The organism is Pantoea sp. USHLN298 (assembly GCF_037149395.1).
Classification (GTDB): Bacteria; Pseudomonadota; Gammaproteobacteria; order Enterobacterales; family Enterobacteriaceae; genus Pantoea; species Pantoea astica.
The window spans coordinates 395455-413652 of the sequence record NZ_JBBCRO010000006.1; the positions used below are offsets into that span (position 1 = coordinate 395455).

The following is an 18198-nucleotide window of genomic DNA, read 5'->3' on the forward strand; positions in this document are numbered from 1 at the left end:
GAGAAAGGGCGGATACGCGCATCAGTCAGTTTGCGCTTTCTTGCTGGCGCGCTTCGCCCGAGTGGCGGCGGCGATTTTACGGCTTTTTTCCGAGACGTTTTTACTTTTTTTCTCGGTATTTGCTGGTGCCGGTCGGGACTTGTCACCGCGGAATGCCGAGTCGGGCTCGAAATTAGATTTCTTGCTCACATCACGGCGACGCTTTGATGGCGGTTTGCCATCACGCTTCGCCCGATCGCGCTCGGTCTTTCCTTCGCCACGCACCTGACGCTGGCTGGAGACCAGGGCGAAGTCGATTTTACGCTCGTCCATATGGACCGCTTCCACCCGCACTTCCACAATATCGCCAAGACGATAGGTACGACCGCCAGATTCACCAATCAGGCGCTGACCCACCGGATCGAAACGGTAGTAGTCGTTGTCGAGCGTCGAAACATGCACCAGGCCATCAATGAACAGATCGCTCAGGCGAACAAAGAAGCCGAAGCCGGTGACGCTGGAGATCACGCCATTGAACAGGTTACCGACCTGATCCTGCATGAAGTCACACTTCAGCCAGTCGGCAACGTCACGCGTCGCCTCATCGGCACGGCGCTCGGTCATTGAGCAGTGCAGTCCCAGCTGCAGCATCTCCGGCATCTCGTAGTGATAGCCACCGGTCGCTGTCGTCAGATCTTTGGCTACGCTGCGCTCTTTTGGCATCAGGTATTTCATGGCGCGTTGTACCAGGCCTTTACCTTCATCCTGCTCTTTGGCCAGCAGATACTTGATGGCGCGGTGCAGCGTCAGATCCGGATAGCGACGGATTGGCGAGGTAAAGTGAGCATATGACGAGAGCGCCAGACCAAAGTGGCCGCGGTTTTCCGGGTCATACACCGCCTGCTTCATTGAACGCAGCAGCATGGTTTGCAGCATTTCCGCATCAGGACGATCGGCCACCTGCTTCAGCAGCGCCGCATAGTCGACAGGCTGCGGTTTGTTGCCGCCGGGCAGACTCAGTCCCAGTTCGTTAAGTACGGTACGGAAGCTCTTGATGCTTTCGTCAGTCGGGCGATCGTGATCGCGGAACAGTGCCGGTTCCTGATTTTTCTCAACGAAGCGCGCCGAGGCGATGTTCGCCAGGATCATGCACTCTTCGATCAGTTTGTGAGCATCGTTACGTGAAACGCGCTCAACACGCTCAATCCGGCGCTCAGCGTTGAAGATAAATTTCGCTTCTTCGGTTTCGAACGAGATACCACCGCGCTCTTCACGCGCCGTTTCCAGCGCCTGATAGAGGTTGTAGAGCTCTTCCAGATCTTTCACCAGCGGCGAATATTGCTGACGCAGTTCCTTATCGCCCTGCAGAATATTCCACACCTTGTTGTAGGTCAGACGCGCGTGGGAATTCATCACCGCTTCATAGTGTTTGAAGCCGGTCAGTTTCCCTTTCGAGGAGATGGTCATTTCGCACACCATACAGAGGCGATCGACCTGCGGATTGAGCGAACATAAGCCGTTCGACAGCACTTCCGGCAGCATCGGGACCACCTGCGACGGGAAGTAAACTGACGTGCCGCGCTGGTGCGCTTCGTTGTCGAGCGGCGTGCCCGGACGAACGTAATAGCTCACATCCGCAATCGCCACCCACAGACGCCATCCACCACCGCGTTTTTTCTCACAGTAGACCGCATCATCGAAGTCACGGGCATCTTCGCCATCAATGGTGACCAGCGGCAGCTTACGTAAATCGACCCGTCCTTTCTTCGCCTCTTCCGGCACCTCTTCCTTCAGCGTACTGACCTGCGCTTCAACTTCTGGCGGCCAGCTGTGCGGGATTTCATGGGTGCGCAGCGCCATATCGACGGCCAGGCTGGTGCCCATGTCATCGCCGAGGATTTCAGTCACTTTACCGATCGCTTTGCTGCGGCGGGTCGGGCGCTGAACCAGCTCCACCACCACGACCGAGCCCATGCGGGCATTCATCGTCTCTTCCGGCGGAACCAGGATGTCAAAACTCAGGCGGCTGTCGTCCGGCACTACAAAGCCAGCACCGGCATCGGTGAAGTAGCGGCCAACAATCTGGTTATTACGCGGTTCCTGCACCCGGACCACGCGCGCTTCGCGGCGGCCTTTACGATCGGCACCCAGCGGCTGCGCCAGAATGACGTCGCCGTGCATACAGAATTTCATCTGTTCGGCGGAGAGGTAGAGATCATCCTTCTGACCTTCGGCCCGTAAGAAGCCGTAGCCGTCACGGTGGCCGATAACCTTCCCGCGCAGCAGGTCCAGACGTTCAGGCAGGGCATAGCATTGACGGCGGGTGAAGACCAGCTGACCATCACGCTCCATGGCGCGCAGGCGGCGGCGCAGCGCCTCAATGTGCTCTTCTTCCTGCAGGTTCATCTCTTGTGCCAGCTCTTCGCGGCTGGCCGGTTTTTCACGTTTTTCTAACAGCGCCAGAATAAATTCACGGCTGGGAATAGGGTTTTCGTATTTTTCAGCTTCTCTATCCTGAAAAGGATCTTTTGACATAGCGGTTCCTCCGATGTCATTGAGTATTTATTGCCACCGGCGGTTCGGACAATATGATTTCATAAAGTTGGGAGTTTCCTTCAACCAAATCCGCCAACGTGTAGCTATCCAGTTCCTGCAGGAAACGCTGCACCGCATCATGGAGCGCCTTCTTCAGGCGACAGGCGGGCGAGATCGAACAGGATGCGCAGTCCACTAATTGTAGCGGTTCCATCTTACGCACAACGTCTCCAATCACAATCTGGCTGGCTGGCATGCCCAGACGAATGCCACCATTTTTGCCGCGCGTGGCTGCGATATAGCCCGCCCGGCTCAGTTGATTAATGATTTTGACCATATGATTACGTGAAACACCGTAAGTATTGGTCACTTCAGTGATGTTGGTCTGTCGGCCTTCGGGCAACGAAGCCAGATAAATCAGGGCCCGTAAACCATAATCAGTAAAACTCGTCAGCTGCACAGTAACCTCAGTGAATCATCAAAAATTGGCATCACATAATCCGGCTTGCGATTGATGTCAGGAATAGATCGGATCGCCATGCGAATGGCTATGATGATAAACCAGAGTCTGATTGACCGTGCGTTTTTTTCAGCCAGCACTAAGTTGGACAAGCGAAGCGGGGATAAGTGGCATCACAGAGTGGAAAAACAAAGGCCGGACAAGGTCCGGCCTGGGTGATTATGCGTCAAACGGGTCGCGCAGAATCATCGTTTCACTGCGGTCCGGACCGGTTGAGATAATATCCACCGGAACGCCAGTCACATCTTCAACACGCTTGATATAGTCGCGAGCGGCTTGTGGTAAGCCCTCCAGCGTCTTCACGCCAAACGTGGTCTCGCTCCAGCCTGGCAGCGTTTCGTAGATTGGCTCAATGCCTTCCCAGTTTTCTGCCGCCAGTGGCGTGGTGGTCACTTCGCGGCCATCCGGCATGCGGTAAGCGACACAGATTTTCACCTCTTTCAGGCCATCCAGCACGTCCAGCTTGGTCATGCAGAAACCTGACAGGGAGTTGATCTGTACGGCACGGCGCACGGCAACTGCATCCAGCCAGCCGGTACGACGACGACGGCCGGTGGTGGCACCAAACTCGTTACCCTGCGCGCAGAGGAACTCGCCGGTTTCATCAAACAGCTCGGTCGGGAAAGGACCGGCACCCACGCGGGTTGAGTACGCTTTGACAATGCCCAGTACGTAGTCGACATAGCGCGGGCCAATGCCTGAACCGGTCGCAACGCCGCCTGCGGTGGTGTTGGATGAGGTGACGTACGGATAGGTACCGTGGTCGATGTCCAGCAGCGTGCCTTGCGCGCCTTCGAACATGATCAGATCGCCACGCTTACGCGCGCCATCCAGCAGCTCAGAGACGTCAACTACCATGCTGGTGAGGATATCGGCAATCGCCATCACATCGCTCAGCACTTTATCGAAGTCAACGGCCTCTTCTTTGTAGTAGTGCACCAGCTGGAAGTTGTAGAAATCGACCACTTCTTTCAGCTTGGCGGCAAAGGTCTCTTTGTTGAACAGATCGCTGACGCGCAGCGCACGGCGAGCGACCTTATCTTCATAGGCAGGACCAATACCACGACCGGTAGTCCCGATCGCTTTCGCACCACGCGCTTTTTCGCGCGCCATGTCCATCGCAACGTGATACTGCAGAATCAACGGGCAGGCTTCAGAAATCAGCAGACGTTCGCGTACCGGAATCCCGCGCTCTTCGAGGCCTTTCATCTCTTTCATTAAGGCTTCAGGAGAGAGCACTACGCCGTTACCAATGATGCTGGTGACGTTATCGCGCAGAATGCCAGAAGGGATCAGGTGGAGGACGGTTTTTTCACCGTTGATGACAAGCGTGTGGCCCGCATTGTGGCCGCCTTGATAACGCACAACGTAATTCGCGCGTTCAGTCAGAAGGTCTACAATCTTACCTTTACCTTCGTCACCCCATTGGGTGCCCAGTACGACGACGTTCTTACCCATTTCTCAAAATCACCGATTGCTTAAAAAAGGATTCTACCATCTGATCCGGTGGTTTTCAGCACTTTTAGCATACGATTGCGCGCTTTTTTGCCTGTGTTTTGATCACTACAACATGTTGGGGAAAATGGAGGCGACAGGCACAATTTATGCGCCGTAAGCCAGGCGTCAGAGATTACCGTGCAGACTGAGCATGCAATAGATCACCATTCCTGCCACCACCAGTCCGCCGCCAAAACGGTGCAACAGCCGATCGGGCAGCTGCGTCATGGCCAGTATCATCCGGCGCCAGGCGCGCGGCATGAACATCGGTCCCAATCCCTCCAGCACTAACACCAGCGCCAGCGCCATCCAGATGCTTGTTTTCATACTGATACCCAAAAAAAAGGCCGACAACATTGTCGGCCTGTAGGTTATATCAGTTCTTAACGGGTCGCGTTAGAGGGCGCCTTCATATATCGGAAGAAGTCGCTGTCCGGGCTTAACACCATCACATCCTGATTATCATTGAAGCTGTTTTCATAGGCACGCAGGCTACGAATAAAGGCGTAGAAGTCCGGGTCCTGGCTGAATGCCGCAGCAAACAGTCGCGCCGTTTCCGCATCACCATCACCGCGGGTAATCAGCGCTTCACGCTGGGCTTCGGCCAGCGTACGCGTCACCTGATAATCCGCCTGGGCGCGCAGTTTTTCTGCCTCTTCCTGGCCCTGTGAACGCTGACTACGCGCCACCGCTTCACGTTCAGCACGCATACGGTTGAAGATCGCATCAGAGACTTCGGTCGGCAGGTTGATCTGCTTAATGCGCACATCCACCACCTGAATACCTAACGCCGCCATACTGTTCGGGTTCGGTGCCGGTTCGCTGCTGTTGGTTTCACGCTCGACACGCGCGGCCGCACTGGCGATTGCATCATCGGCGGCTGGCGTCGCGATTTCATCATCGTTGCCCGCACTACCGGTATTCAGCGCATCACGTACGTCAGTGGTCAGACGACCACGAGAGTCGGTCACGATGTCTTTCACATCCAGACGGCCCATTTCCGAACGCAGACGGTCACTGAACTTACGTTTCAGCAGCACTTCCGCCTGAGAGACATCGCCGCCACCGGTGGCCAGGTAGTAACGACTGAAGTCGCTGATACGCCATTTGATGTAGGAGTCGACGATCAGATCTTTCTTCTCTTTGGTGACGAAGCGATCGGCCTGGTTGTCCATGGTCTGAATACGGGCATCCAGCGTTTTTACCGTTTCCAGGAAAGGAATTTTGAAATGCAGACCCGGTTCAAACACCTGCGGTTTGTTTTCATTGTCGCGCAGGACTTTACCGAAGCGCAGTACAATGCCACGCTGGCCTTCCTGCACCACAAACAGCGACGCATAGAGCGCCACCAGCACGACAATGATTAATACTATAATTGGCTTACGCATCGATTACTCTCTCCCTTCGCGCTGGCTGTCGTTGCGCAGAGCGTTAGCCCGACGCTGATCCATGATGCTATCCGGACTGTATGACGACGTGTCACTGCGGCTGGCGCTGCGATCGGAGAGCGCAGGCTGCGAGGCGGCATTGCCCCCTTTCTGACCGTTCTGGCTGGCTGAAGCCTGACCGCCACGCATCAGTTGATCGAGCGGCAGCACCATCAGGTTATTGCCACGATCGTTAACCAGTACTTTGCGCGTATGGCTTAACACGCGTTCCATCGTTTCGATATAGAGACGCTCTTTGGTAATTTCCGGAGCCGCTTTGTACTCAGGCAGAATCTTGGCAAACCGCGCCACTTCACCCTGTGCTTCCAGAACCGTACGCTCTTTATAGGCGCGGGCTTCTTCCAGAATACGCTGCGCCTGGCCGTTAGCACGCGGCTGAACTTCATTGGCGTAGGCTTCGGCCTCACGAACGTACTGCTCGCGGTTTTCACGCGCCGCAATAGCGTCATCAAACGCTGACTTCACTTCTTCCGGTGGACGCGCCGCCTGGAAGTTAACGTCCAGTACCGCGATGCCCATATTGTATGGCCGAATAGTCTCATCAATCTCACGCTGGGTATCGCTACGCACCACGGTACGACCTTCGGTCAGAATACGGTCCATGGTGGAACGGCCAATCACGCCGCGCAGTGCGCTGTCAGTGGCCTGACGCAGACTGTCATCCGCGCTGGTCACGGCAAACAGATAACGTTCCGGATCGGTAACCCGATACTGGACGTTCATCTCAACCCGTACCACGTTTTCGTCCGAGGTCAGCATCACGCCTGACGCCGCCAGTTCACGCACCGCTTCAACGTTAACGGCACGCACCTGATCGATGAAAGTCGGCTTCCAGTTCAGACCCGGTTCAACCAGATGACTGAATTTGCCGAAGCGCGTCACCACGCCACGTTCCGCTTCTTTGATGGTGTAGAAACCGCTTGCCGCCCAGATAACCACGGCCGCAACGGCTACAATGCCAACAATTTTGCCGCCGCTGCCGGAGCCGCGCTGACCGCTATCGTTCTGTTTGCCACCGCCCAGACCACCAAGCTTCTTGCTCAGCTTACGGAAGATATCATCCAGATCGGGAGGCCCGGATTCCCGTCCTCCTTTATTCCCCCCAGAGTTGCCGCCTTGATTATTGCTGCTTCCCCACGGGTCGCGGTCCTGTCCGTTATTTCCGGGCTGATTCCACGCCATGTCTCTACTCCATTTATTGTATTTGCGGTTTTTACCCTTCATCTTTCGGATTGCAGCGGTGTTGGCTGCCTTCGCTCACCCCGGTCACTTACCTGCGTAAGCTCCCGGGGCTTCACTCAGTTGCCGCCTTGCTGAAATCCGAAATACTCGGGTCATTCCTGCGTATTCCGGTCTGCAACGAAAATGCGACAATCTTCAATTTTTAAGGTAAATGCGTTTGGGCAATATCAAACAATATAACTGGTCAGCGACGGTTCCTGTTTGCATAAGCGCAACCATTCAATGATTGGCATACGAATCTGCAATCCTACACTGCCGTCTTCCTGATTCCACTCTTTCTCAATCGCCTGCAACTGGTAGAAACGGCTGCGCAAGCGCCCCGCTTCGGGTGGCAGACGTAATTCATACTGGGCAATTTCACCCGACAGCCGTTCAGAGAGCGCCTGCCATAACAACGGAATGCCAGCGCCGCTCTGCGCAGAGAGCCAGACGCGGATTGGCAGGTTTTCTTCGTTACGATCGATGCGCGGTTCGAAACCATCGAGCATATCGATCTTGTTCATGACCAGTAAGGTGGGGATTTCGTCCGCCTCAATCTCTTCCAGTACGGCATCCACGGCTTCAATATTTTCCGTGACGCGTACATCGGCACCGTCAATCACATGCAGCAGCAGCGTCGCCTGACGCGTCTCCTGCAGAGTCGCTTTAAACGCAGCAACCAAATCGTGAGGAAGATGACGGATAAAGCCGACCGTATCCGCCAGCACCACTTCACCGACATCGGCGACGTTCAGGCGGCGCAGCGTAGGGTCCAGGGTTGCAAACAGCTGATCGGCAGCAAAGACGTTGGCCGAGGTCATCGCGTTAAACAGCGTCGATTTACCGGCGTTGGTATAGCCTACCAGCGATACGGTCGGCACGTCGGCTTTGGCACGCGCCTGACGTCCCTGCTCACGCTGTTTCTCTACCCGCTCAAGACGGGATAAAATCTGGCTGATACGTCCGCGCAATAAACGGCGGTCAGTTTCTAACTGCGTTTCACCCGGACCGCGTAAGCCGATCCCGCCTTTCTGACGTTCAAGGTGAGTCCAGCCGCGCACCAGACGTGTGGCAAGATGGCGTAGCTGTGCCAGCTCAACCTGCAATTTACCTTCATGGGTGCGTGCGCGTTGGGCGAAGATATCAAGAATTAGGCCGGTACGATCGATCACCCGGCATTCGCACAGGCGCTCAAGGTTTCTTTCCTGAGCGGGCGTAAGGGCATGATCGAATAACACGACCGATGCTCCAGTTGTTTTTACCGCATCGGCAATTTCAACGGCCTTTCCTTCACCGACAAAATACTTGGGATGTGGCGCTTTGCGGCTGCCAGTGATCACTTGCAGCGCCTCAACGCCAGCAGAAGAGACCAGGGTTTCAAACTCCTGTAAATCTTCTACTTCTTTGTCTTGGGAGAACCAGATGTGTACCAGTACGGCCTGCTCACCGGCATCATAACGGTCAAACAAGCTATAACCTCGCTAAAATAAAAGACCAGGACGGAAAACCAAATGTGCTCTCCAGTCCTGGCTGTACGGCGACGCGTTACTCTGCGTTATCACCGTCTTGTTGTGGCTGTGGCTGCGCAGATGTGTTGCTGCCGCCATGATGGTAATTATTGCTGCCGCCGCCACCGGTATTATTACTATGGTGTGAAACCGGGCGCGAAGGAACAACGGTAGAAATGGCGTGTTTATAAACCATCTGACTTACCGTGTTTTTCAGCAAAATTACAAATTGATCAAATGACTCAATCTGACCCTGCAGCTTGATACCGTTAACCAAATAAATCGAAACCGGAACACGTTCACGACGCAGTGCGTTCAAAAACGGGTCTTGTAATGATTGCCCCTTAGCCATTCTATCTTTTCCTTATATGCTTGTTGTTTGTTGCTTGTAGAACCTATGGTTCTGAAAAAACTGCGTAAAAATTTGCGCACGATAACCAGTCAATTGTACACAATCACCCATGCTTCGCACTAAGAACCTGTAACACCCTGTCACGCGCCAGTTGGGGCTCGTCGCTGTCTAACCAGTGCACATTTTCCCAGCCGCGTAACCAGGTGATTTGACGCTTAGCAAGTTGCCGGGTTGCGCAAATTCCCCGATAAACCATCTCGTCATAATCGATTTCGCCCGATAAATAAGACCACATCTGGCGATAACCCACACAACGAATGGAAGGCATGTCCGTATGCAAATCACCTCGTGCAAACAGGGCCCGAGACTCCGCTTCAAATCCTGACGCCAGCATCTGCTCAAAACGCAACGCGATGCGCTGATGTAACAGTTCACGGCTCGCGGGGGCGATGGCAAACTGGTACACGTCGTAGGGTAACGCTTCGCCGGAAGTTTTTGTCAGTTCCGTTAAAGTTTTACCCGAAATAAAAAAAACTTCCAGTGCTCGCGAAAGTCTCTGCGGATCATTCGGATGAATACGACTGCCGGCAACCGGGTCGATTTCACACAGCTGGCGGTGTAAAGCTTCCCAGCCTTTTTCACGCGCCGTTTGCTCTATCCGCTGACGAACCTCAGGATCGGCCGAGGGCAACGGCGACAATCCCTCAAGTAACGCCTTGAAGTAGAGCATGGTTCCACCAACAAGCAACGGAATTCGTCCGGCCTGAACGATATCCGCCATTTCTGCTAACGCATCACGTCGAAACTCGGCAGCCGAATAGGCCTCCGCGGGATCGCGTATGTCCAGCAAACGATGGGGTGCCACTGCTAACTCTTCAGCCGACGGTTTCGCCGTACCAATATCCATCTGACGATAGATTAAGGCAGAATCTACGCTGATTAGTTCCACTGGCAACTGCTTACGTAGCTCAATCGCTAAGGCAGTTTTACCCGATGCTGTGGGTCCCATCAAAAAAATAGCCTTTGGCCGGCCAGCCTGGTTTTGTTCACTCATGCTTCAACGCGTCAATCGCGCTCTCAATCTCAATGGCCTGTAACAGACCTGAAGGCGGCGATTTCAGTAACTGTGGACAGAGCCTTTCGAGCTCAGCCAGCAGATTGATCGCCTGTGAGTGATTCCAGTCAGATGACTCTGCATCCTGACGCCGCGCCAGCCACTGGGCCAGCTGCGTCGCAGAGTTATCCTGCTGCCGGGCGAGATAGCCTAACAGTTCAGGAATCAAGATTTGTAAATTTTGTGTTCGTAACGGTAAAGGAACCGCGCGGAGGGTCACATGGTCCCCTTCCAGCTGCAAATCAATGCCCATCTGACTGAGCAGACTGCTATTTTCCTTGGCCGCCTGCCGCTCTGTCTGCGCAATTTTAAGCCGTACCGGGATCAGTAACGGCTGCGGTTTTAATCCCGCTTCACCCGGCTGCAGCTGCGCCTGTTTTAACCAGCGTGCCGCGACCGGCAAGGCCAGCAGCAGTAATCGCTGATCCTGTTCCAGTAACGCATAGTGGTGATGCAGCACCGTCAGTACCCGGCCAAAACTCTGAGCATGTGCCGCCAGCGGTGACTCTTTAGCGACAGCGACGGGACGCGGCGCAGCTTCAGCCTGCTTCGCCGGTGACGCGCCGCTGGCAGGGGTTTTCAGCAACTGCTGATAAACCGCCCCTTCCCGCTGACGATAGCTGTTCTCTTTGTTCTGCCAGGCGGGCGCGGCGGCGGGCGTTGACTCGCTGCGACGCGCGCTGGGCTGTGAGAAGTGGTTGCCGCCGGCGGCCTGCCGGTTCTCCGGCTGCCAGCGCGGGGCAGGCTCTTCAGCCTGCAGCGTCGGCAAGGTGGGTGAGGCGCTGGCCTGCAGGACACTCATCACGCCCTGATAAATAAAATCATGCACCAGCCGCGACTGATGAAAGCGCACCTCATGTTTAGCCGGATGGACGTTAACATCCACCTGGTGCGGGTCAATTTCCAGATAGAGCACATAGGCGGGCTGCTGATCGTCCTGCAGCTGGGTCTGGAAAGCCTGACGAATAGCATGATTGATCAGCTTGTCCCGCATCATGCGGCCATTGACGTAGCAATACTGCAGCTCGCTGACCTGACGGGAACCGGTAGGATCGGCGACCCAGCCGCGCAGCGACAGATCGTCGTGCTGCCACTCGATGCGTAACGCATGTTGCATAAAGGTCACGCCGCAAATCGCCGCCAGCCGCCGTTCGCGCTGACTCTCATCACTCACCGCCCGATACTGACGCATCATTTTGCCATTGTGGCTGAGCGAGATAGCGACATCAAAGCGAGCCAGCGCAATGCGGCGAATCACTTCGTCAATGTGGCCAAATTCGGTTTTTTCGGTACGCATGAATTTGCGGCGCGCCGGGGTGTTGTAAAACAGATCCAGCACTTCCAGCGTGGTGCCGCACGGATGCGCAGCCGGTTTGACCGTCACGGCCATATCGCGCCCTTCGGCATAAGCCTGCCAGGCTTCGGTTTGATCGGCGGTACGTGAGGTCAGGGTCAGACGCGAGACCGAGCTGATGCTGGCCAGCGCTTCACCACGAAAACCGAGGCTCATGATCGCCTCCAGGTCATCCAGTGAGGCAATTTTACTGGTGGCGTGACGGGCCAGCGCCATCGCCAGTTCGCTTTTAACGATGCCGCACCCGTTATCACGGATACGAATCAGCTTCGCGCCGCCCTTTTCAATCTCAACATCAATGCGCGTTGCGCCAGCATCAAGGCTGTTTTCCACCAGCTCTTTCACAACCGATGCAGGACGCTCGACCACTTCTCCCGCCGCAATCTGGTTCGCCAGCTGCGGCGGTAAAATTTGTATCGGCATGATGGATATCCTTTTAGCTGACAGCCCGGCGCAGTGGCCGGGCGAACAATCAGGATGCAGGAATTTTCAGGTTCTGCCCCAACATTACGTTGGTCGACTTCAGATTATTGGTCTGCATTATCGCTTTCGGGCTGACGCCATAGTGGGCGGCAATCGCGGTCAGGGAATCGCCACGGACCACTTTGTGACGTATCACGCCGCGGGGGGCGGCACGCGTCGTCCGGCTGATGGCGGCACTGGCCGGGACTTTAAGACGCTGTCCAACCCACACCACATCGCGCTTCAGCGTATTCATCTCACGCAGGGTCGCCATGCTGACGCCATACTTCGCGGCGATGCCAGAGAGCGTCTCGCCGCGCGTCACCGTGTGGCGCTGAACGGCGCCGGTATATTGCGTCACACCGGTCGCCGGATTACTGACCACGCTAACCGCTGGCGACGAGCCCAGCGGCCGGTTTTCCTCCTTTGGGATGGATTGCAGCGGGTGCGCCAGGAAATAAGTGCGCAGACCTTTATAGATCGACTGCGCAATCTTATCCTGGTGTGCGCTACTGCCAAGCAGTCGCTCCTCCGAGGAATTACTGATGAAGCCGGTTTCCACCAACAGCGAAGGAATATCCGGCGAACGCAGCACGCCAAGACTGGCATGCTCAGGTAAGCGTTTATGCAGCGAGGTGACGCCACGTAACTGCTGCAGCACTTTCTGGGCGATGTCATAACCGACACGCTGTGAATGACCAAACTGCAGGTCAAGCACTGCCTGGCTGAGATAAGGGTCCGCCTGGCTGTTCGCCAGCAGATCGCCTGCGCCGCCCAGTAGTTCAGACTGTTTCTCTTTCTGCTCCAGCCAGTTGGCCATCTCACTGTTGGCGCGACGGTTTGACAGTACCCAGACCGAGGCACCGGTCGCCGCATGGCTTGGCGCGGCGTCGGCGTGAATTGAAACCAGCACGTTGGCGTTGGCTTTACGCGCCACGTCGGAACGACCCATCACCGAAATAAAGTAGTCGCCATCACGGGTCAGGACGCCTTTGAACATCGGGTCATTATTTAGCAGCACCCGCAGCTTACGGGCGATAGCGATGGTGACATTCTTCTCTTTCAGCCCGCGCTGTCCGATCGCGCCAGGGTCCTGACCGCCGTGTCCGGCATCAATCGCCACGATCACCGTGTCGTTGCGGCTCACCGCGCTGCCCGGACGTACCGTGCTGGCCGTGCTGGTGACAGCGGTGACCGGATTAGCATTAAACGGATTGGCAGCGGCCGCGCTCTGAACCGGGGCGCGCGCTGGCGCCGTTGCCGGAGCGGGCACCGTGCGGGTGACGGCCGGACGCGTACCGGTAATGGTAAACACCACGCTGTAGTTGCTACCGTTACGCTGCGTAACCGCCCGGGTTTTGCCAGGCTGCGTCAGCTCAAACACCAGCCGTACGCTCTGTTTATCTTTCGGCGTGCTGGTGCGGATGCGCTTTACGATGTTTTCACCGCTGAAGTTCAGCGGCAGTCCCTGCACTACCCCACTCTGGCGCACATCCAGCACCACCCGATCCGGATTGCGCAGCGGGAAGAAACCATACACGGGCTGACCAGCAAAGCTCAGGGTTACCGTAGCCTGGTTATCGCCATTGGCGACTTTGATATCAGACAGTGTGGCCGCGAACAGCGGCGTGCAGACCAGCAGCAGCAGTGTCACTAACGCCCATTTCATCCGTGACTTCATGCCGGGTCCCTGTGTTGTGCAAGTGACGCTATCCACTGCTCTGCCAGTGGCGTATGGGCCGCCAGTTCCGCTTCACGCGCGTCACCGACGTAGCGCAGCGTTAAGGAGAGGTCGGGCGACGGCAGAAACCCTTCGCCCTGCTGCGGCCATTCGACCAGACAGATGGCATCGCCGCTGAAGTAATCGCGGATGCCCATAAATTCCAGCTCTTCCGGATCGGCAAGACGATAGAGGTCAAAATGATAAAGTGAGCGCTCACCCAGGGTGTAAGGCTCGACCAGCGTGTAGGTCGGGCTTTTTACGTTACCCTGGTGACCCAGCGCCTGCAGAAAGCCGCGGCTGAAGGTGGTTTTACCCGCCCCCAGATCGCCATAGAGATAAATGACCGCCGCGTTGCCACAGGCACGCGCCAGCTGAGCGCCCAAACCGAGCGTTGCCGCCTCATCGGGCAAAGAAATAACACAGGTCTTCATGCTTCGTAATTCATCTCAGGATTAACAAACTGCCACAGCAGCTCAAGTAAATCTGTTGCCAGCATACCGCGCGTGCCTCGTTGTGCAGCCACCGCATCCGCAGCGGCACCGTGGGCTACGCAGCCGGCACAGGCAGCATCAAACAGCGCCAGTTTCTGGCCCATCAGCGAGGCGATAATCCCACTCAGGAGATCCCCCATGCCGCCGGAAGCCATACCGGCATTTCCCACGTCGGCAAACGCCATTTCACCCTGCTCGCTGGCGATCAGCGTGCCCGCGCCTTTCAGTACCACCACACCACCGTAGCGCTGCGCCAGCATCTGCGCTGCATGTAAGCGGTCACTCTCAACTTCACTGGTCTTGATATTGAGCAGGCGTGCCGCTTCGCCAGGATGTGGCGTAATGATGCGATTCTGACGTTTCTCCGCACTGATTGCCAGCAGGTTAAGTGCATCCGCATCCCAAAGCATCGGCTTTTCGCTTTCGGCGACCCGTTCCAGCGCCCGCTTGCCCCACTCGCGCTGCCCCAGGCCCGGACCAATCGCAATCACATCCGCCCACGCCAGTGCGGCGGTCAGCTGTTCATCAGTCAGTTCATCGACCATGATTTCCGGCCGCGCCGTCAGGATCGGGATAATATTATCTTTGTGAGTAAGTACTCGCACTAACCCACTACCGCTGCGCAGGGCCGCTTCCGCCGTCATTCGCACCGCGCCCGCGGTACCGGTATCGCCGCCAACCACCAGTAAACGCCCCTGATCGCCTTTGTGCGAGGTCGGTTTACGCGGCCTGAGCCACTGCGTAAGCGCGCTGGCATCATAGCGCGCCATCGGTGCTGATTCCGCCGCCAGAAAAGCCTGCAGGCCAAGGTCGGCATAGTGCAACTCACCGACATAATCGCGGGCCTTGCCGGTAATCTGTCCCGGTTTAAGCGCCAGCACGCTCAGGGTATGGGTGGCGTTGATGACCTCGCCGGGCACACTGCCGGTACTGGCGGCTAAACCAGAAGGCATGTCGATAGCGAGGATCGGCGCGGCATGGGCATTCGCCAGCTGGATCAGCGTGCTATAGGGTTCAGCGGGCGCGCGATTAATGCCGGTCCCGAGCAGCGCATCAACAATTACATCAACCTGTTCTGGCCAGGCGGCATCCGCAGCATGAATGTCGCCGCCCGCATCCAGCCAGGCATCCCGCGCGCGCTGCGCCTCTTCAGGCAGCGGTTTCTCCCCTTCACAGGCCAGCAGCGTCACCTGTTTACCCGCCGCCTGCCCCAGACGCGCCACCACATAGCCATCGCCGCCGTTATTGCCATGACCACACAGGATCAGCCAGTGCCGGGCGTCAGGCCAGCAGGCGTTGAGATGTTCATAGGCCGCCTGTCCGGCGCGCAGCATCAGTTCATACAAGGTGATGCCGAGCGCATCAGCACCTTCACGCTCCAGTTGCGCCACCGCCTGCGCAGGCCATACAGAATATGGTAAACTGCGGCGGTTTTTCTTCGAACCCTGGTCACTCATGTCATACCCTCTCGATCTTCATCAACTCGCACAACAGATTAAACAGTGGGGATTGGATCTCGGCTTTCAGCAGGTCGGTATCGCCGATACCGATCTGAGTGCGGAAGAGCCGCGTCTTCAGGCGTGGCTGGACAAGCAATATCATGGCGAGATGGCGTGGATGGCGCGCCACGGTATGATGCGGGCGCGTCCGCATGAACTGTTACCCGGTACGCTGCGCGTCATCAGCGTTCGCATGAACTACCTTCCGGCCAAAGCTGCCTTTGCCAGCACCCTGAAAAATCCCCGACTGGGCTATGTCAGCCGTTATGCCTTAGGCCGTGATTACCACAAAGTATTGCGCAATCGACTGAAAAAGCTCGGAGAAATGATCCAGCAGCACTGTGGCGAGCTCAATTTTCGCCCCTTTGTCGACTCTGCCCCATTGCTTGAACGGCCGCTGGCCGCGAAAGCCGGGCTCGGCTGGACCGGCAAACACTCTTTGATTCTTAATCGCGAAGCGGGTTCATGGTTTTTTCTCGGCGAGCTGCTGATTGACCTGCCGCTGCCCGTGGATGCGCCGCAGGAAGAGCAGTGCGGCCGCTGCGTCGCCTGCATGACGATCTGCCCGACCAGCGCCATCGTTGAACCTTATGTGGTCGATGCCCGGCGCTGCATCTCCTATCTCACCATCGAACTGGAAGGGGCCATTCCGGAAGAATTTCGTCCGCTGATGGGCAACCGGATTTACGGCTGTGACGATTGTCAGCTGATCTGTCCGTGGAATCGTTACGGGCAGCTTAGTGATGAAAGTGATTTTTCGCCGCGCGCCGCCCTGCATGCGCCCGAACTGATCGATCTGTTTCAGTGGGATGAAGCGAAGTTTTTGCGTATTACGGAAGGATCGGCCATTCGGCGCATCGGTCATTTACGCTGGCTGCGCAATATCGCCGTGGCGCTGGGAAATGCGCCCTGGTCAGCAGAGATTATTCCGGTGCTGGAGCAGCGGCTGGGTGAGAGTGAAATGCTGGATGAACATATCCGCTGGGCTATCGCCCGGCAGCAGGATCAACGTCAGCAGCTGGTGGTCGACGTGCAGCCCGCGCAGCATAAGCGCCTGGTCCGTGCAGTTGAGAAGGGATTACCGCGTGATGCATGAGTGAGCAGCCAGCCGGCAGTCAGGCGTTTTCCACATGCTGTGAATAAAAATAAAAAGGCGTTGTCATTCAAATGCCATAAGGCTGATTACGCTGGGAAATAACAATCTGAAATATTTTCATATTGATAATTATCAACGGGTTACCGCAAAGTTGTGTTTATTTAATAATGAGGCTATCGCTTCGGTTAACAGATAAAGCTGTGGATAACTCTGTTCAAAAGCATTTTACAGATCGGGGAAAACAGCGCAAATGATGGCGTGCAGTGCTGTGGATAACCTTCTGGAAACTCTTGTATCCCGCAACAATAAACAGCCTGATAATCGGCTGGATGGGGTATGACGTAAAACTGGAGCGGGAAACGAGACTCGAACTCGCGACCCCGACCTTGGCAAGGTCGTGCTCTACCAACTGAGCTATTCCCGCATAGAAGGGCAGTGCTAAAAAATCTGGAGCGGGAAACGAGACTCGAACTCGCGACCCCGACCTTGGCAAGGTCGTGCTCTACCAACTGAGCTATTCCCGCAAAGAGGGTACTGCTAATTAAATCTGGAGCGGGAAACGAGACTCGAACTCGCGACCCCGACCTTGGCAAGGTCGTGCTCTACCAACTGAGCTATTCCCGCGCCTTGTACCGTTAATAAATTCTTCACCGGTACGGGGTGCGCATTATACGAGAAATCGTTGCTGCTGCAAGCCCTTGAAAGCAAAATTTTTCGCTTTCCGCGCGATTGCTGATTAAATCAGCAACCTGACGATTTCCTGCGCACCCGCTGTTGATTAAAGCTGCAAAAAGTGTTCGCGGTAGTAAGCCAGCTCCGCAACGGACTCGCGAATGTCATCCAGCGCCTGATGTGAACCGCTCTTTTTAAAGCCAGGCAGGATGTCGGGCTTCCAGCGGCGCGCCAGTTCTTTCAGCGTGCTGACGTCCAGATAGCGATAATGGAAGTAGGCTTCCAGCTCAGGCATATATTTGAACAGGAAGCGCCGATCCTGGCCAATGCTGTTACCGCAAATCGGCGAAGTATTGGCTGGCACCCACTGTTTCAGAAATTCAATGGTGGCCAGTTCCGCTGCCCGATCGTCTATCTGGCTCGCCTTTACCCTTTCTACCAGTCCACTGTTGGTGTGGGTACGAACGTTCCACTCATCCATCAGCGCCAGTTGCGCGTCAGACTGGTGGACGGCCATCACCGGGCCTTCCGCCAGGATGTTTAAATTGGCGTCCGTTACCAGGGTCGCGATCTCAATAATGCGATCGCGTTCCGGATCCAGTCCGGTCATCTCAAGATCAATCCAGATCAGATTCTGTTCATTTCCAGTAGCCATGCTGTTTCCTGCGGTTGCTGTAGTCGTCATTCAGGATGAATAAGGTGTATCATAGACGTTTTGCCCAGCCGG

15 protein-coding genes and 3 tRNA genes are annotated in these 18198 nt (G+C 56.1%); 1 reads left to right on the forward strand and 17 read right to left on the reverse strand.

What is annotated here, in order from left to right; all coding sequences use genetic code 11:
* Positions 1-21: 21 nt before the first annotated feature.
* The 13 genes from rnr to nnr form a co-directional block, all read right to left on the reverse strand.
* Positions 22-2514, reverse strand: coding sequence for a ribonuclease R (gene rnr, locus WFK59_RS17585; RefSeq protein ID WP_233987007.1), 2493 nt, complete (start codon positions 2512-2514; stop codon positions 22-24).
* 16 nt (positions 2515-2530) lie between these two features.
* Positions 2531-2974 carry a nitric oxide-sensing transcriptional repressor NsrR gene (gene nsrR, locus WFK59_RS17590; RefSeq protein WP_233987006.1) on the reverse strand — a complete coding sequence of 148 codons (444 nt, stop codon included), beginning with the start codon at positions 2972-2974 and terminating at the stop codon, positions 2531-2533.
* A 219-nt stretch (positions 2975-3193) separates the two neighbouring features.
* A complete protein-coding gene (locus WFK59_RS17595) occupies positions 3194-4492 on the reverse strand; it encodes an adenylosuccinate synthase (RefSeq protein ID WP_233987005.1) in 1299 nt (432 codons plus the stop codon).
* A 165-nt stretch (positions 4493-4657) separates the two neighbouring features.
* A complete protein-coding gene (locus WFK59_RS17600) occupies positions 4658-4858 on the reverse strand; it encodes a DUF2065 domain-containing protein (protein WP_031376418.1) in 201 nt (66 codons plus the stop codon).
* Between the two features lie 56 nt (positions 4859-4914).
* Complete coding sequence (hflC, locus tag WFK59_RS17605) at positions 4915-5919, reverse strand: protease modulator HflC (RefSeq protein ID WP_233987004.1); 1005 nt, start codon at positions 5917-5919, stop codon at positions 4915-4917.
* Positions 5920-5922: 3 nt separating this feature from the next.
* The gene (gene hflK, locus WFK59_RS17610) at positions 5923-7161 is read right to left on the reverse strand and encodes an FtsH protease activity modulator HflK (protein ID WP_336756655.1); all 1239 of its coding nucleotides are present in this window, start codon (positions 7159-7161) and stop codon (positions 5923-5925) included.
* A gap of 227 nt (positions 7162-7388) precedes the next feature.
* Positions 7389-8669 (reverse strand): ribosome rescue GTPase HflX, encoded by a 1281-nt coding sequence (hflX, locus tag WFK59_RS17615; protein ID WP_233987002.1) that lies wholly within the window; start codon positions 8667-8669, stop codon positions 7389-7391.
* Between the two features lie 76 nt (positions 8670-8745).
* Positions 8746-9060, reverse strand: coding sequence for an RNA chaperone Hfq (hfq, locus tag WFK59_RS17620; RefSeq protein ID WP_094120614.1), 315 nt, complete (start codon positions 9058-9060; stop codon positions 8746-8748).
* 103 nt (positions 9061-9163) lie between these two features.
* Positions 9164-10114 carry a tRNA (adenosine(37)-N6)-dimethylallyltransferase MiaA gene (gene miaA, locus WFK59_RS17625; RefSeq protein WP_336756658.1) on the reverse strand — a complete coding sequence of 317 codons (951 nt, stop codon included), beginning with the start codon at positions 10112-10114 and terminating at the stop codon, positions 9164-9166.
* Positions 10107-11951, reverse strand: a complete 1845-nt coding sequence (gene mutL, locus WFK59_RS17630; RefSeq protein WP_336756660.1) for a DNA mismatch repair endonuclease MutL — start codon at positions 11949-11951, stop codon at positions 10107-10109. The genes miaA and mutL overlap by 8 nt, the downstream gene beginning before the upstream one ends.
* 49 nt (positions 11952-12000) lie before the next feature.
* The gene (amiB, locus tag WFK59_RS17635; protein ID WP_233986999.1) at positions 12001-13671 is read right to left on the reverse strand and encodes an N-acetylmuramoyl-L-alanine amidase AmiB; all 1671 of its coding nucleotides are present in this window, start codon (positions 13669-13671) and stop codon (positions 12001-12003) included.
* The gene (tsaE, locus tag WFK59_RS17640) at positions 13668-14144 is read right to left on the reverse strand and encodes a tRNA (adenosine(37)-N6)-threonylcarbamoyltransferase complex ATPase subunit type 1 TsaE (protein WP_233986998.1); all 477 of its coding nucleotides are present in this window, start codon (positions 14142-14144) and stop codon (positions 13668-13670) included. The genes amiB and tsaE overlap by 4 nt, the downstream gene beginning before the upstream one ends.
* The gene (gene nnr, locus WFK59_RS17645) at positions 14141-15661 is read right to left on the reverse strand and encodes a bifunctional ADP-dependent NAD(P)H-hydrate dehydratase/NAD(P)H-hydrate epimerase (RefSeq protein ID WP_336756662.1); all 1521 of its coding nucleotides are present in this window, start codon (positions 15659-15661) and stop codon (positions 14141-14143) included. The genes tsaE and nnr overlap by 4 nt, the downstream gene beginning before the upstream one ends.
* Between nnr and queG the strand changes: the two genes are divergently transcribed.
* Positions 15660-16799 carry a tRNA epoxyqueuosine(34) reductase QueG gene (gene queG, locus WFK59_RS17650; protein WP_336756663.1) on the forward strand — a complete coding sequence of 380 codons (1140 nt, stop codon included), beginning with the start codon at positions 15660-15662 and terminating at the stop codon, positions 16797-16799. The two genes, nnr and queG, sit on opposite strands and share 2 nt — an antisense overlap.
* A 348-nt stretch (positions 16800-17147) precedes the next feature.
* Here queG and WFK59_RS17655 read toward each other — a convergent pair.
* The 4 genes from WFK59_RS17655 to orn all read right to left on the reverse strand — a co-directional run bounded on the left by WFK59_RS17655 (position 17148) and on the right by orn (position 18126).
* Positions 17148-17223 (reverse strand) — tRNA-Gly (locus tag WFK59_RS17655).
* A gap of 24 nt (positions 17224-17247) precedes the next feature.
* Positions 17248-17323, reverse strand: a tRNA-Gly gene (locus tag WFK59_RS17660).
* Between the two features lie 24 nt (positions 17324-17347).
* Positions 17348-17423, reverse strand: a tRNA-Gly gene (locus WFK59_RS17665).
* A gap of 154 nt (positions 17424-17577) precedes the next feature.
* Positions 17578-18126, reverse strand: a complete 549-nt coding sequence (orn, locus tag WFK59_RS17670; protein ID WP_233986995.1) for an oligoribonuclease — start codon at positions 18124-18126, stop codon at positions 17578-17580.
* Positions 18127-18198: the final 72 nt, after the last annotated feature.